The organism is Sphingomonas sp. TDK1 (assembly GCF_001650735.1).
In the GTDB taxonomy this organism is placed as follows: Bacteria; Pseudomonadota; Alphaproteobacteria; order Sphingomonadales; family Sphingomonadaceae; genus Sphingomonas.
The window spans coordinates 32,838-45,545 of sequence record NZ_LXVY01000009.1; the positions used below are offsets into that span (position 1 = coordinate 32,838).

The window sequence follows — 12,708 nt, forward strand, 5'->3', positions numbered from 1 at the left end:
TCGATCCGGCTGCGATGTCTTCAGCGCCTGCGTTCCAGGATTCGCTCTATCAGACGGATACGACCGACGAGCGCCACGAAGAACGCGGTGGACCATCCGAGCAATATCATCCCGTTTGCACCCTCGATGGCGCCGATCAACCGCCATGCCCTGCCAAGCACAACGTCGCCGTAACCGACCGTGGTATAGGTCGAGGTGGAATAATAGAGCGCCGCCTCGAAGCTGGTAACGGCGCCGAGCAGATCAAACAAGGCAGCATAGGCCCAGATCTCGAGACCGTGCAGCGCGAACAATCCCAGTGCGGCGCCGATGATCGCCAGAACCTCATAGCGCAACGCGCGATTGGGCGACTCGCCCGACGGTTGCCGCGACAGCAGCAGCAGGAGGCTGGAGAGCCCCGCGAGATGGACGAGCGTGGTCGCCAGTACCATGGCGGTTGCAATCCCGAGCTGCGCGATCAAGCTCATCGCCAGGTAGAGTAGGAGGCCGCGAAAACGGTCCCCATGCGTGGATGTACGTAGGCAGTCGTTTCCATGCGCGTCGAGGAGGAGTGGTGCCGGTGCCGCTGCTCGTGCATTGGAGCCGGTCAGCGAAGGAGGGCACGGGCGTCAGTCAGGAGCGCCGCGAGCGGGCGGGCTGCGTCGAGCACGGTCCATCCCTCGACGCCGTCCGGGGTCTGGCCGGATTGCGCCGCGGCCACGGCACGACCTGCATCCGACGCATCGCCGATCCGGCCGTCGACGCGGGCCAGGCGGACGGTCTCCGGCGCCTCTAGCCAGATCCCGCGGAAGGGGACGCCGGCTCGCTCCGCCAGTACCGCCATAGCCCTGCGCTCGTCCTCCTTCGCGAAGACCGCATCGGCGATCACGCTCCGCTCCTCGGCGAGCGCACCGGCCACGCCCTTGCCGAGTGCGTGGTAAACGGCCGCACTCGCCTCCGGGGTGTAGCTGGCGGGCGGAAGGCGGGTTTCGGGCTGGACGCCCGCCAGCCGTTTGCGGAGCACATCGCTGCGCAGGATGCGCGCGCCCGGCACGCCGCCGAGATCCCCTAGCGCGCGGGCCAGACTCGACTTGCCCGTCCCGGACAAACCGCCGATCGCCAGCAGCACGGGACAGGACGGCATCAACACCGCCCCTGCGAGTGCCAGCAGGTTGCGCGCCTCAACCGCCTGGCAGGGGGTCGCGGCGGCCACGTGCGCCCGAATCGCTGCCCGGATCGATACGAATAGCGGGATCAACGCCGCGCCCGTTTCGTCGGCAGGAGACAGGTCCAGGTAGCGGTTGAACACCAGGTTCGCCTCGTGCCGCAGGTCGCGGCGCCACAGGTCGAACAGCAGGAAGGCGAGGTCGTAGAGCACATCGATCGAGGCCAGCGCCTCATCGAATTCCAGGCAGTCGAACGGTACGGGCTCGCCGGCGATCAGAGCGATATTGGCGAGGTGGAGATCGCCGTGTCCAACGCGGACGCGTGCCGCTTCGGCGCGCGCGTCCAGCAGCGGGGCGAAGCGGCGGATCAGGCTCCGCTGCCGCTCGATCAACGCCTGTGCCTGGCGAGTGTCGAGCACCTCGGGACAGGCCGCGATGCTGGCCGCATTCCCTTCGACCACCCGCGCCAGGCGCTCGGCTCCGCGGCCGCCGGGCACGATCTGCGCGTGCTCGTGGAAGGAATGAAGCGTGTCGGCGAGCCGGGTCAGCAGCCGGTCGTCCAGCATTCCCGCATCGGCGAGGTGGGCGAGAAGCGCCCGATCCGGGAAGCGCTCCATCTCCAGAAGCCACTCGACCGCTGTGCCGGCGCCGTCCAGCGAGAGGGTTCCGTCCTCGTCGCGTCGGACACAGCGCAGGCCATGGTAGAGCCCGGGTGCAGTCCGCCGGTTGAGCTCCAATTCGCGTTGAACGGCGGCATGGCGACGGTCCGCCGTCGAAAAGTCGAGATAGCCGAACCGTATCGGACGCTTCAGCTTCCAGGCGCTCTTCCCGTGGAGCAGGATGGTGGCGGCGTGAGTGTCGATCCGTTCGAAATCTGCACCCGCCCGCGCGATCGCCTCCAGCAGATCGAGCGCACGGCCATAGGCATCGTCAGATGCGGGCATGGATGGCTTCACCCCCGGTCCGGATCGCCGACGCCCTTGGCGTAGCGATTCCTCGGGCCCGCGCCATACGGGATTTTCCGCATGGAAAGGGAACGGCGATGCTGGTCCTAAGGCTGGATGGGACAGGCGGACGTCGCGTTGCGGATGGGCAGTGTCGTCGCCGTGCGCGGGCCGGTGATCGACATCCGCTTCGCCGCGGGTGCGCTGCCGCCGGTCAACGAGGCGATCCGCATCCGTGCCGGGGCGGCCCCGCTGATCGCCGAGGTGCAGAGCCATGTCAACGAGGAGACCGTGCGCGCCGTCGCCCTGCAGGCGACGAACGGTCTCGCCCGCGGAATTGCCGCCGAGGCGACGGCGGGGCCGATCGCGGTGCCGGTGGGCGATGCGGTACTGGGCCGGCTGCTGACCGCGACCGGCGAGGTGGGCGATGGCGGCGGGGCCTTGCCCGCCGACGTGCCGTGCCGCCCGATCCACCGCGCGCCCCCGCCGCTGGAGGCGCAGAGCGCCGCCACCCGCATGTTCGAGACCGGCATCAAGGTGATCGATCTACTCAGCCCGCTGGCCCAGGGCGGCAAGGCGGCGATGTTCGGGGGTGCCGGGGTCGGCAAGACCGTGCTGGTGATGGAACTGATCCGCGCGATGGTCGCCCGCTACGAGGGCGTTTCGGTCTTCGCCGGGATCGGCGAACGGTCGCGCGAAGGGCATGAACTGCTCACCGACATGCGCGGATCGGGCGTGATCGACAAGACGGTGCTCGTCTTCGGCCAGATGAACGAGCCGCCCGGCGCGCGCTGGCGCGTAGGCATGACCGCGCTCACCATCGCCGAGCATTTCCGCGACGAGCAGAAGCGCAACGTCCTCCTGCTCATGGATAACGTCTTCCGCTTCGTCCAGGCGGGCAGCGAGGTGTCCGGGCTGCTCGGCCGCCTTCCGTCGCGCGTCGGCTACCAGCCTACACTGGCGAGCGAGGTGGCGGCGCTGCAGGAACGGACCGCCTCGGTCGAGGGCGCCTCGGTCACCGCGATCGAGGCGGTGTACGTGCCCGCCGACGACTTCACCGATCCGGCCGTAACCGCGATCTCGGCGCACCTCGACAGCAATGTCCTGCTCTCGCGGGCGATGGCGGCGGAGGGCATGTATCCGGCGGTCGATCCGCTCGGCTCCTCCTCGATCCTGCTCGATCCGCTGGTGGTTGGGGAGGAGCATTATGCGCTGGCGCAGAAGGTTCGCGAGACGATCGCCCACAACCGCGAGCTCCAGGACATCATCTCGCTGCTAGGGCTTGAAGAGCTGGGGCAGGAGGACCGGCTGATCGTCTCCCGTGCCCGCCGGCTGCAACGCTTCCTCACCCAGCCGTTCGTGGTGACGGAGGCCTTCACCGGCCAGCCCGGCCGATCGGTGTCGCTGGGGGCGACGCTGGCGGGCGTGCGGGCGATCCTGGCTGGCGAGACCGACGACTGGCCGGAGAGCGCGCTCTACATGGTCGGCGACATCGAGGAGGCGCGCGTCAAGGCGGGGGTGGCCGCATGAGGCTGCGCATCACCGATCCCATGGCCATCGTCGTCGATCGTGAGGTCGTGTCGGTCCGTGCCGAGGATGCCAGTGGCAGCTTCGGCATCCTGCGCGGCCATGCCGACTTCCTCACCGCGCTTGCCATTTCGGTCGTGTCGTGGCGCGAGGCGGACGGCCGGGCCGGTTACTGCGCCGTGCGCGGCGGCATCCTGACCGTCAGCGGCGGCGAGGATGTCGCCGTAGCGACGCGCGAGGCCCATGTCGGCGACGATCTGGACGCGCTTCAGAGCGTCGTGCTTGCCGGCTATCGCGCGCATGTTGAGGCCGAACGCACCGGCCGCACAGCCTCGGCCAGGCTCCGGATGCAGGCGATCCGGCGTATGGTGGAGGCGTTGCAGGGCGGCCCCGCGGAGATCGGGTTGTGACCGGGAAGCTTCCACCGAGCGCGAAGAAGCTCGCCGAAGCCGTCGAGGTGCGGGCGGAACGCCGGCGCCGGGCACGGGGGCTGCCGTCGGTGGCACGCAACCTCGGCCAGATCGGGGTGCTCGGCTGGCAGGTGGTCGTGCCGGCGCTGGTCGGGATGGCGCTCGGGCGCTGGCTTGATGGCAGATTCGGAGGCGGGATCTTCTGGACCGCGCCGCTGATGCTGCTGGGGCTGGCGGCGGGCTGCTGGTCGGCGTGGCGGTGGGTGCGGCGGCAATGATCGCGATCCCTCTCTTCCTCACGCTCGGCGTTGTGGCGGGCGCGGTGCATTTCGTGGCGCTCGCCCGCGACACCGACCTGCTGGTGCGGGGTGAATCGCCGACGTTGGCAATGGCGCTGCGCCTCGCGCGGATCGCGCTCATCGTCGTGGTACTGGTGCTGGCCACCAGGCAGGGCTGGCCGACGCTGCTCGCCGCGGCGCTCGGCTTCGCGGTCGCGCGCACGCTGGTGATCCGTCGCATCGGAGGGGTGGTCGGATGATCGCCTCGCCGCTTGAAAGCCATGTGTTGTTCTCGATCGGGCCTGTGCCGATCGCGCAGCCGGTCGTGACGACCTGGGCTATCATGGCAGTGCTGGCGCTCGGTTTCTGGGGCGTCACTCGGCAGCCGTCGCTGCACCCCTCCCGCGCGCAGGCGGCGCTGGAACTGGTCGTCGATACGATCCGCCTCCAGATCCAGGAAACGATGGAGGTGCCGCCGGCGCGCTATCTGCCGCTCATCGGGACATTGTTCCTGTTCGTGCTGGTGGCCAACTGGTCCTCGCTGATCCCGGGCGTGGAGCCGCCCACGGCCGCACTGGAGACCGATGCAGCCCTTGCGCTGATCGTGTTCGGCGCAACGATCTGGTTCGGCGTGCGCGAGCTGGGGGCGGCCGGCTATCTGCGCAGCTTCGCGCGGCCCTCGATCCTGCTCGCGCCGCTCAACCTCATCGAGCTGTTCACGCGCAGCTTCTCGCTGATGATCCGCCTTTTCGGCAACGTGATGAGCGGCGTGTTCATGATTGGCGTCGTGCTCAGCCTCGCCGGGCTGCTCGTGCCGATCCCGCTGATGGCGCTCGAACTGCTAACAGGCGCCGTCCAGGCCTACATCTTCGGCGCGCTCGCGATGGTGTTCATCGGGGGTGCCCTCTCCGAAGCCCACGAACCCAGCCGAGAGGCCACGACATGAACTGGATACAGCTCGCCAGCATTCTCGGCGCCGCGCTCGCGGTCGCGTTCGGGGCAATTGGGCCGGCACTGGCGCAGGGGCGCGCCGTGGCCGCGGCGATGGACGCGATCGCGCGCCAGCCGGAAGCGGCGAATACCGTGTCGCGGACGCTGTTCGTTGGCCTCGCGATGATCGAGACGATGGCGATCTACTGTCTCGTCATCGCGCTGCTGCTCCTTTTCGCCAACCCGTTCGCCTGACGCGATGCGCATCGACGGGTGGACGCTGGCGCTTCAGGCGATCAACGTCCTCATCCTCGTTTGGCTGCTCAAGCGCTTCCTGTTCCGGCCGGTGACGGATGCGATCGCAGCCCGGCAGGCGGCGGCGGAAGCGCTGCTGGCCGACGCTGCCCAGGCAAAGGCGGCGGCGGAAGCGCAGCAGGCGGCACTCTTCGCCCGCGACGAGGCTTTCGCGCAAGAAGCCGAGCGACTGCGGGCCGAGGTTCGCGCCGGCGCGGAGGCCGACCGGGTCCGCCTGGTCGACAAGGCACGCGAAGAGGCGGCAGCATTGGCCGTGCAGGCCGAGGCGGCCGCCAAAGCGGAACGGGCGCGGCAGCAGCGGGTGCTGGAAGATGAGGCGGCCGTTCTGGCGGCGGCGATGGCGGGCAAGCTGCTCGGGCGGCTGCCCGCCGACAGCACGACGCGACCGATGTTCGATACGCTGCTCGACCGGCTCCGGTCCCTGCCGGAGGAGGATCGTCGCAAGCTCGCTCAGGGTGAGCTGCAAGCCGTCACCCCGCAGCCGCTGAGCGAAGAGGACCAGGCGCGATATGTGGCGTCGCTCGCCGAGACATTGCCGGAACTTCGCCTCGATGGTTTCCGCGTGGAACCGGACTTGATCGCCGGATTCGAGCTTCGCGGCGGGCATGCTCTGGTCCGCAACAGCTGGCGGGCGGACCTGGACGATCTCCTCGGCCATGTGCGGCAGGAGGCCGATCATGCCGGCGGCTGAGGACTGGCTGGCGCGGGCCGGCGCGGCGGTGGCGGCAACGGCGATCGGTGCGAGCGTGCATCAGGTCGGTCGCGTCGAATCGATCGGTGACGGCGTGGCGCTCGTCTCGGGTCTCGCCGACGCGCGGCTGGAAGAGCTGCTGCATTTCGCGGGCGGACAGGCCGGGTTCGTTCAGACGCTCGATCACGACGCGATCGGCTGCGTGCTCCTCGACGATGCGGACGGCGTGAAGGCGGGCGACCTCGTCACCGGCACGCGCGAGGTGGTCCGCGTGCCCGTGGGCGAGGCGCTGCTCGGCCGCGTCATCGATCCGCTCGGCCGCCCGCTGGACGGCGGTGCGGCGATCCGGCCCGCGCGCTTCGACCCCGTCGAGCGCCCGGCGCCGGCGATCATCGACCGCGATCTGGTCACCCAGCCGGTCCAGACCGGCATCCTTGTCGTCGATGCGATGTTCGCGCTCGGACGCGGCCAGCGCGAGCTGATCCTCGGCGACCGCGCGACCGGCAAGACCGCGCTCGCCGTCGACACGATCATCAACCAGCGATCGAGCGACATGGTCTGTGTCTATGTCGCGATCGGGCAGAAGTCGTCGAGCGTGGCGCGGGTGATCGATCAGGTCCGCCGCCATGGCGCCCCGGAGCGGTGCATCTTCGTCGTCGCCAGTCCCGCCGCCGCCCCGGGCCTGCAGTGGGTCGCGCCATTCGCCGCTTTCACCATCGCCGAATATTTCCGCGACCGTGGCGGCCATGCGCTGGTGGTTCTCGACGATCTTACCAAGCATGCCGCCACCCACCGCGAGATCGCGCTGCTCACCGGCCAGCCTCCGGGCCGCGAGGCCTATCCGGGCGATGTCTTCTACCTCCATTCGCGGCTGCTGGAGCGCGCGGCCAAGCTCTCGCCGGAAAGGGGCGGCGGGTCGCTCACCGCGCTGCCGGTCGCCGAGACCGACGCGGGCAATCTCAGCGCCTACATCCCGACCAACCTGATCTCGATCACCGACGGGCAGATCGTGCTCGACGCCAGGCTGTTCGCCGAGGGGCAGAAGCCTGCGGTCGATGCCGGCACCAGCGTCAGCAGAGTCGGCGGCAAGACGCAGGCGCGTGAGCTTCGCGACGCGACGGGGACGATCCGGCTCGATTATGCGCAATTCCTGGAGCTCGAGATGTTCACCCGCTTCGGGGAACAGCCGGAGCCGCGCGTCAAGGCTCAGATCGAGCGTGGTCGCCGGCTGCGCGCGCTGCTCGGGCAGCCGCAGTTCCAGCCACTTCGCGTGGCGGATCAGGTGGCGCTCGCGCTCGCCTTGAACGCTGGAGTGTTTGACGCCGCGCCCGTGGCCGAGATCGGCGAGGTCCGCGCTGCCCTGCCGGCCTGGCTCGATGCCCAGGCCGCCGGCCTCGTGCGGCAGGTGGAAGCGGGCGGGCGGCTCGACGAGGCGCAACGCGCGGAGCTGGTCGCGACGGTCGGCCGCCTTCCCCGCAATGCGACGGGAGCGGCTGCATGAGCGAACGGCTGGCGGAGATCGGCCAGCGTATCGCTGCCATCGGCCAGCTCGGCGCAGTGGTGAACGCGATGCGCGGGATCGCGGCGGCGCGTGCGCGACAGGGCCGTGCGCTGCTCCCGGCGATCCAAGCCTATGCCGAGACGACGGCGCGTGCGATCCGAGAGGCGCAGCGGCTTGCGGGGGGTGCCGCGATGGCGGATCTCAGGACGGCGGGCAGGCGCGGCCTGATCGTGTTCGGGGCCGAGCAGGGCTTCGCCGGCGCGTTCGTCGAGCAGGCGCTCGATGCGGCCGCGCCCGAACTGGACGGCGCCGACCTCTTCCTGCTGGGGACACGTGCGGCGATACTGGCCGGGGAGCATGGCTATGCCGTCGCCTGGACGGCACCGATGCCGAGCCGGGCCGAGGCGCTGCCGGCCACCGCCATCCTGATCGCCGCTGCGATCGAGGATTATCTGGACCGGACCGGGGCCGTGCCGATCGGCATGATCTACCCGATCTCCACGGCCGAACGGGGCACGACGATGACGCGGCGCGGCCTGCTTCCGCTCGATCTCGCCGCCACGCTGCCGCAAGCGCCTGCCGAGCCGCCGCTCATCAACTTGTCCGTCGGCCAGTTGCTCGCGCAGTTCGGGGAAGAGCATGTCTTCGCCCAGCTCTGCGAAGCCGCCGCGGAGGCGTTCACCGCGGAGAACGAGGCGCGGCTGCAAGCCATGGCGGCGGCGGAGGCGAACGTCGAATCCCGCCTCGCCGCGCTCCAGGCGGAGGAACGCCAGACCCGGCAGGAGGAGATCACCGCCGAGATCGTCGAACTCGCGGCCGGTGCGCGCTCCCGAGCCCGATCGGCGCGCACCCATCCCGATGCGGCAGCCTCGACACCCGCCGCCCCGCAGCAAGAGGAGAAGATAACATGCCCATGATGAAGGCGGCCGTGGCCCACGGCTTCCGCCAGCCGCTCAGCATCGACGAACTTCCGATCCCGGATCCCGGCCCCGGCGAGGTGCTGGTCAAGATCGCGGCGACGGGCGTCTGCCATACCGATCTCCACGCGGTTGACGGGGACTGGCCGGTCAAGCCGATCATGCCGCTGATCCCGGGCCACGAAGGCGTCGGGCATGTCGCGGCGCTCGGTGCGGGCATCGTCGGCCTGAAGGAAGGCGATGCCGTCGGCATACCGTGGCTGCACGACGCTTGCGGGGCCTGCGAATATTGCCAGACCGGCTGGGAGACGCTGTGCGAGCGGCAGAACAACAGCGGCTATTCGGTCAACGGCACCTATGCGGAATATGCGATCGCCAGCGCACCCTATGTCGGCCACCTGCCGCCGAACCCCGACTTCCCCGCACTGGCGCCGATCCTGTGCGCCGGCGTCACCACCTACAAGGGCCTGAAGGAAACCGAAGCGAAGCCGGGCGAATGGGTCGTCATCTCCGGCATCGGCGGACTTGGTCACGTCGCCATCCAGTACGCCAAGGCGATGGGGCTGCACGTCGCCGCGCTCGACGTCGCGCAGGACAAGCTGGACCTCGCGACCGAGCTCGGCGCCGATCTCGTCGCCAGTTGTGCGACCGAAGACGCGGTCGCCAAGGTCGTCGCGGCAACCGGCGGTGGCGCCCATGGCGTGCTCGTCACCGCGGTGTCGCGCGCCGCCTTCGCGCAGGCCATCGGCTGTGCTCGCCGCCGCGGCACCGTCGCACTGGTCGGCCTTCCACCGGGCGACTTCCCGACGCCGATCTTCGACGTGGTGCTGAAGCGCATCACCGTCCGCGGATCGATCGTCGGCACGCGCCGGGATCTCGCCGAGGCGCTGGCGTTCGCTGCCGAAGGCAAGGTGCGGACCACCGTCGCGGTGGAGCCGCTCTCCGCGGTCAACGAGGTGCTGGACCGGCTCCGCGCAGGCAAGGTCGAGGGCCGGATCGTCCTGGAGCCCTGAACGGCTATCGGCTGAAAGGGAGCTCCGACGGGACGAACAACACAGGTGGAGTAACCAGATGTTCGAATTCATCGACAGCGCCGACGACGTGATCGCCCTGAGCATCTCGGGTAAGATCACGACGGCGGAACTTGACGCGATCATGGACCGCCTGGAGCCGGCCCTCGCGAAGAACGAGAAGACGCATGTCTTCGTCGAAACACGGACGATCGACGGGATCGAGGTGTCGGGCCTGCCTTCCTATCTTGCCCGCGCCGTGCCGATCCTCACCCGGCTGCCGCGCTTCGGCCGCGTGGCGATCGTCGCCGACCAGACCTGGGTTCGGATAGCGGCGCGCGTCGAGAGCTTGCTGCTTCCCTTCATCAGCTACCGGACCTTCACGCCCGACCAGCGCGACGAGGCGCTGGCTTGGGTGCGCGGCACGACCGCGTCGTGAAGCCGGCTCGTGCCTTGGTCGATCCGTTTCGCTCGGGTATCTCCTCATCGAACATGCGTTCCTGGCGCGGCGCTGTTCAATCCCAGTATAGCGCGGCACCCCGACCAGACGGCGTCGGCGCGGGCGAGCTTCGCGTGCTGATGTCCCTGCGCGCGGTGGGAGAGGGACATATCTCGTCTACCATCTTCCGCGTCGGCATGGTGGGCGCGGCCGGCCACGTGACGATCGCCGAGCCCGGCCGCATGGTGATCTCCCCTACCGTCGAACGGATACCGGGCGGCGCGCCTGACGATCCGGGCGCGCCCCTCAGCTGCGGGCCGGACGGCCACCTGTCCTCGCTCGTGCTGTTTCCAGTCGCCTACCGCCATCGCCATGGCCCTGAGGACCCGCGCCTGACGCGCTTCGTCGAGGAGGGCGGGCACGCCGTCTATCTCGGCGCCTATACCGGTGTCGGCCGGGAGCTGCTGCGTACCACGCACTTCGACAGCTTTGACCTCGTGGGCTTGCAAGGCCGCTATGCGCCGACCAAGGGGATGGCGTTGTTTCCGCGCCGGATCGGGGGTTGGTTCGCGATGCTGGGGCGGCAGAACCATGAAAATATCTGGCTGCTCACCTCCAACGACTTGTATCGCTGGGAAGCAGGTGCGGCGGTCGCGCCGCGCTGGCCGTACGAGTTCATCCAGATCGGCAATTGCGGCCCGCCCATCGAGCTGGACCAGGGATCGCTGGTCATTACACACGGCGTCGGTGCGATCCGCAGCTACCGCCTGGGCGCGTGCCTGCTTGACAAGCGCGACCCCACGAGACTGCTCGCCCGCAACCGTGAACTGATCCTAGTGCCGACGGACGCGGCTATGTGCCCAACGCCGTCTATAGCTGCGAAGGGCTGGTCCACGGAAATTGGCTGGTTCTGGCCTATGGCGTCGCCGACAGCTATGCCGCGGTCGTACCGATCGCGGTGCGTGATCTGCTCTCGAGAATGGAATAAGGTCGTGGAGCATATTGCGGAGGGTCGTGGTGGCGGCGCGAACGCCTGATCCTCGAGTGGCGCATGAGCCGGAGAACGTTCGCTCTCGGTTGGCGAACCCGCCGGCGGAGAGCATCCTCGGCGACCTGATGCTGGGCGGCGTCGACGGCGTGGTTACCACCTTTGCAGTGATCGCCGGAAGCGCGGGAGGTCGGCTGCCGGCCGCGACAATCATCGTCCTCGGCGTCGCCAACCTGCTCGCGGACGGGTTCAGCATGGCGGCAAGCAGCTATCTGGGCACGCGCAGTCGCCAACAGGCGATCGAGCGGGCGCGGCTCGACGAGGCCCGCCAGATCGACGCCTTTCCCGAAGGGGAGCGCCGCGAGGTACGGGAGATCTTCGCGCATAAGGGGCTGAGTGGGGACTTGCTGGACGACGTCGTGGCCCGCATCACGGCCGATCGGCACGTCTGGATCGACACCATGATGTCGGAGGAGCTGCGGCTCAACGATGCCGTGGTGCGTCCTCTCCGCGCCGCGACGGCAACGCTCGGCGCGTTCGTGCTTTGCGGGCTGATGCCCTTGCTGCCCTTCCTTCTCGGCGGCAAGGCCTACCCGCTCGGGGTCAGTGCGGCGCTGGCCTTGGCGTCTTTCTTCGCGCTCGGGGCGGGGAAGGGACTGGCGTTGAGCCAGAACTGGTTCTGGTCGGCAGCGATCACCGCCCTGATCGGCGGCTCAGCCGCAACGCTGGCCTATGCGGTGGGCGTTATGCTGCGTGGCATGAGTGTGGTCGGCGGAGTGTGATGCCGCCGGTCTGTGGAACTCCCCAAATTGAGCCGCTTTCGCTCCGGTCGCGTGCGGAACGAGGGTGATGCGGCCTGTGACAGGACCCACTCTTACCGATGACAGCGCCGCCGGAACGCCGGACGTCGCGGTCGATGTTATGCCATTCCTGGTTAGCGGAGCGGCGCCGGGCTGGAAATGCTCCGCCAGGTTCGTACCATGCCGCGCGCCTGTTCCTCACGTGGCTCAGATCCCGTCATTCATGTTTCAGCCATCCGGCCTAGCAGGCCCGGGCTGCCGCTTCTTGCCGAAGACGGAGAACACGCTCGCCTCGCCATAGTCGGTGCTCTCGCGGGTGCTGTGCAGTGCGGCCATGTCGTCATCGGAGATGGTGAAGTCTGCTGCAGCGTTGTCGCGCATGTGCGCCGGGTCGAGTGTCTTGGAAAGCGGCAAAAGGTCGAGCTGGAGACAGTAGCGGATTGGACCGCTTCGACGTTGTCACCGGAACCGTGCCGCCAAATCAAAGTGTGCGGCGCCAAACCATCAAGAAGGCATATCCACAGAGCAGCGAAAGCCCGAACCAAGTGAGGGCATAGGCAAATGGTTGTTCGGGAAGGAGATGACCGTCAGTCCTCCTACCGGCCAACCGCCGGCATTGAGTGTGGAGTCCGCATCGATGAAGAACGGAGCCACAAAGGTGAGACCGCGCGCCCTTGCGATCGCCAGAACATCGCGGGAGTACCAACGATCTTCGCTCGGCTGATTGGTGCGCAGAAAGCGGCCGTGCGGTTCGCTGACCCGGAGAAGCCCGACGAAGGGTCCCTCGGGTCTTCTCCTATCAGGGCATTGTCG

17 protein-coding genes are annotated in these 12,708 nt (G+C 68.7%); 13 read left to right on the forward strand and 4 right to left on the reverse strand.

What is annotated here, in order from left to right:
- Positions 1-20: 20 nt before the first annotated feature.
- Together A7X12_RS08320 and A7X12_RS08325 are read right to left on the reverse strand one after the other, a co-directional pair.
- On the reverse strand, positions 21-467 hold the full coding sequence (locus A7X12_RS08320; protein ID WP_064311204.1) for a potassium channel family protein: 447 nt from the start codon (positions 465-467) through the stop codon (positions 21-23).
- A 119-nt stretch (positions 468-586) separates the two neighbouring features.
- Positions 587-2,089 carry a bifunctional aminoglycoside phosphotransferase/ATP-binding protein gene (locus tag A7X12_RS08325; protein WP_064311205.1) on the reverse strand — a complete coding sequence of 501 codons (1,503 nt, stop codon included), beginning with the start codon at positions 2,087-2,089 and terminating at the stop codon, positions 587-589.
- Between the two features lie 117 nt (positions 2,090-2,206).
- Here A7X12_RS08325 and atpD point away from each other — a divergent pair, with 117 nt between their 5' ends.
- From atpD to A7X12_RS08390, 13 genes are read left to right on the forward strand one after another with little or no spacing between them, the layout of a single operon-like run.
- On the forward strand, positions 2,207-3,619 hold the full coding sequence (gene atpD / locus A7X12_RS08330; protein WP_064311206.1) for a F0F1 ATP synthase subunit beta: 1,413 nt from the start codon (positions 2,207-2,209) through the stop codon (positions 3,617-3,619).
- Positions 3,616-4,026, forward strand: coding sequence for a F0F1 ATP synthase subunit epsilon (locus A7X12_RS08335; RefSeq protein ID WP_064311207.1), 411 nt, complete (start codon positions 3,616-3,618; stop codon positions 4,024-4,026). The genes atpD and A7X12_RS08335 overlap by 4 nt, the downstream gene beginning before the upstream one ends.
- A complete protein-coding gene (locus A7X12_RS08340) occupies positions 4,023-4,304 on the forward strand; it encodes an AtpZ/AtpI family protein (RefSeq protein WP_064311208.1) in 282 nt (93 codons plus the stop codon). Before A7X12_RS08335 ends, A7X12_RS08340 begins: the two co-directional genes overlap by 4 nt.
- Positions 4,301-4,564 carry an ATP synthase subunit I gene (locus A7X12_RS08345; RefSeq protein WP_064311313.1) on the forward strand — a complete coding sequence of 88 codons (264 nt, stop codon included), beginning with the start codon at positions 4,301-4,303 and terminating at the stop codon, positions 4,562-4,564. The genes A7X12_RS08340 and A7X12_RS08345 overlap by 4 nt, the downstream gene beginning before the upstream one ends.
- Positions 4,561-5,250 (forward strand): F0F1 ATP synthase subunit A, encoded by a 690-nt coding sequence (locus A7X12_RS08350; RefSeq protein WP_064311209.1) that lies wholly within the window; start codon positions 4,561-4,563, stop codon positions 5,248-5,250. The genes A7X12_RS08345 and A7X12_RS08350 overlap by 4 nt, the downstream gene beginning before the upstream one ends.
- On the forward strand, positions 5,247-5,489 hold the full coding sequence (locus A7X12_RS08355) for a F0F1 ATP synthase subunit C (protein WP_064311210.1): 243 nt from the start codon (positions 5,247-5,249) through the stop codon (positions 5,487-5,489). Before A7X12_RS08350 ends, A7X12_RS08355 begins: the two co-directional genes overlap by 4 nt.
- Before the next feature lie 4 nt (positions 5,490-5,493).
- Positions 5,494-6,240, forward strand: coding sequence for a F0F1 ATP synthase subunit B family protein (locus A7X12_RS08360; RefSeq protein WP_064311211.1), 747 nt, complete (start codon positions 5,494-5,496; stop codon positions 6,238-6,240).
- The gene (locus A7X12_RS08365; RefSeq protein ID WP_064311212.1) at positions 6,227-7,741 is read left to right on the forward strand and encodes a F0F1 ATP synthase subunit alpha; all 1,515 of its coding nucleotides are present in this window, start codon (positions 6,227-6,229) and stop codon (positions 7,739-7,741) included. The genes A7X12_RS08360 and A7X12_RS08365 overlap by 14 nt, the downstream gene beginning before the upstream one ends.
- Positions 7,738-8,658: a F0F1 ATP synthase subunit gamma gene (locus A7X12_RS08370; protein WP_064311213.1), complete on the forward strand. Its 921-nt coding sequence runs from the start codon at positions 7,738-7,740 to the stop codon at positions 8,656-8,658. Before A7X12_RS08365 ends, A7X12_RS08370 begins: the two co-directional genes overlap by 4 nt.
- Positions 8,649-9,671 (forward strand): zinc-dependent alcohol dehydrogenase, encoded by a 1,023-nt coding sequence (locus A7X12_RS08375; protein ID WP_064311214.1) that lies wholly within the window; start codon positions 8,649-8,651, stop codon positions 9,669-9,671. Before A7X12_RS08370 ends, A7X12_RS08375 begins: the two co-directional genes overlap by 10 nt.
- A 58-nt stretch (positions 9,672-9,729) precedes the next feature.
- Positions 9,730-10,107 carry an STAS/SEC14 domain-containing protein gene (locus A7X12_RS08380; protein ID WP_064311215.1) on the forward strand — a complete coding sequence of 126 codons (378 nt, stop codon included), beginning with the start codon at positions 9,730-9,732 and terminating at the stop codon, positions 10,105-10,107.
- The gene (locus A7X12_RS08385; protein WP_157105534.1) at positions 10,080-11,144 is read left to right on the forward strand and encodes a hypothetical protein; all 1,065 of its coding nucleotides are present in this window, start codon (positions 10,080-10,082) and stop codon (positions 11,142-11,144) included. The genes A7X12_RS08380 and A7X12_RS08385 overlap by 28 nt, the downstream gene beginning before the upstream one ends.
- A 40-nt stretch (positions 11,145-11,184) precedes the next feature.
- A complete protein-coding gene (locus tag A7X12_RS08390) occupies positions 11,185-11,877 on the forward strand; it encodes a VIT1/CCC1 transporter family protein (protein ID WP_084445229.1) in 693 nt (230 codons plus the stop codon).
- 246 nt (positions 11,878-12,123) lie between these two features.
- Here A7X12_RS08390 and A7X12_RS25445 read toward each other — a convergent pair whose 3' ends face one another.
- Both A7X12_RS25445 and A7X12_RS26175 read right to left on the reverse strand, forming a co-directional pair.
- Complete coding sequence (locus A7X12_RS25445) at positions 12,124-12,276, reverse strand: hypothetical protein (protein WP_157105535.1); 153 nt, start codon at positions 12,274-12,276, stop codon at positions 12,124-12,126.
- A gap of 123 nt (positions 12,277-12,399) precedes the next feature.
- Positions 12,400-12,630, reverse strand: a complete 231-nt coding sequence (locus tag A7X12_RS26175; protein WP_332308531.1) for an SURF1 family cytochrome oxidase biogenesis protein — start codon at positions 12,628-12,630, stop codon at positions 12,400-12,402.
- Positions 12,631-12,708: the final 78 nt, after the last annotated feature.

What these genes read in the sequence shown, in the direction of transcription:
- atpD (WP_064311206.1), top strand. Translation starts at nt 2,207, where the DNA reads ATGGGACAGGCGGACGTCGCGTTGCGGATGGGCAGTGTCGTCGCCGTG.
- A7X12_RS25445 (WP_157105535.1), bottom strand. Translation starts at nt 12,276, where the DNA reads ATGCGCGACAACGCTGCAGCAGACTTCACCATCTCCGATGACGACATG.
- A7X12_RS08360 (WP_064311211.1), top strand. Translation starts at nt 5,494, where the DNA reads ATGCGCATCGACGGGTGGACGCTGGCGCTTCAGGCGATCAACGTCCTC.
- A7X12_RS08350 (WP_064311209.1), top strand. Translation starts at nt 4,561, where the DNA reads ATGATCGCCTCGCCGCTTGAAAGCCATGTGTTGTTCTCGATCGGGCCT.
- A7X12_RS08355 (WP_064311210.1), top strand. Translation starts at nt 5,247, where the DNA reads ATGAACTGGATACAGCTCGCCAGCATTCTCGGCGCCGCGCTCGCGGTC.
- A7X12_RS08335 (WP_064311207.1), top strand. Translation starts at nt 3,616, where the DNA reads ATGAGGCTGCGCATCACCGATCCCATGGCCATCGTCGTCGATCGTGAG.
- A7X12_RS08380 (WP_064311215.1), top strand. Translation starts at nt 9,730, where the DNA reads ATGTTCGAATTCATCGACAGCGCCGACGACGTGATCGCCCTGAGCATC.
- A7X12_RS08370 (WP_064311213.1), top strand. Translation starts at nt 7,738, where the DNA reads ATGAGCGAACGGCTGGCGGAGATCGGCCAGCGTATCGCTGCCATCGGC.
- A7X12_RS08375 (WP_064311214.1), top strand. Translation starts at nt 8,649, where the DNA reads ATGCCCATGATGAAGGCGGCCGTGGCCCACGGCTTCCGCCAGCCGCTC.
- A7X12_RS08365 (WP_064311212.1), top strand. Translation starts at nt 6,227, where the DNA reads ATGCCGGCGGCTGAGGACTGGCTGGCGCGGGCCGGCGCGGCGGTGGCG.
- A7X12_RS08325 (WP_064311205.1), bottom strand. Translation starts at nt 2,089, where the DNA reads ATGCCCGCATCTGACGATGCCTATGGCCGTGCGCTCGATCTGCTGGAG.
- A7X12_RS08345 (WP_064311313.1), top strand. Translation starts at nt 4,301, where the DNA reads ATGATCGCGATCCCTCTCTTCCTCACGCTCGGCGTTGTGGCGGGCGCG.
- A7X12_RS08320 (WP_064311204.1), bottom strand. Translation starts at nt 467, where the DNA reads ATGAGCTTGATCGCGCAGCTCGGGATTGCAACCGCCATGGTACTGGCG.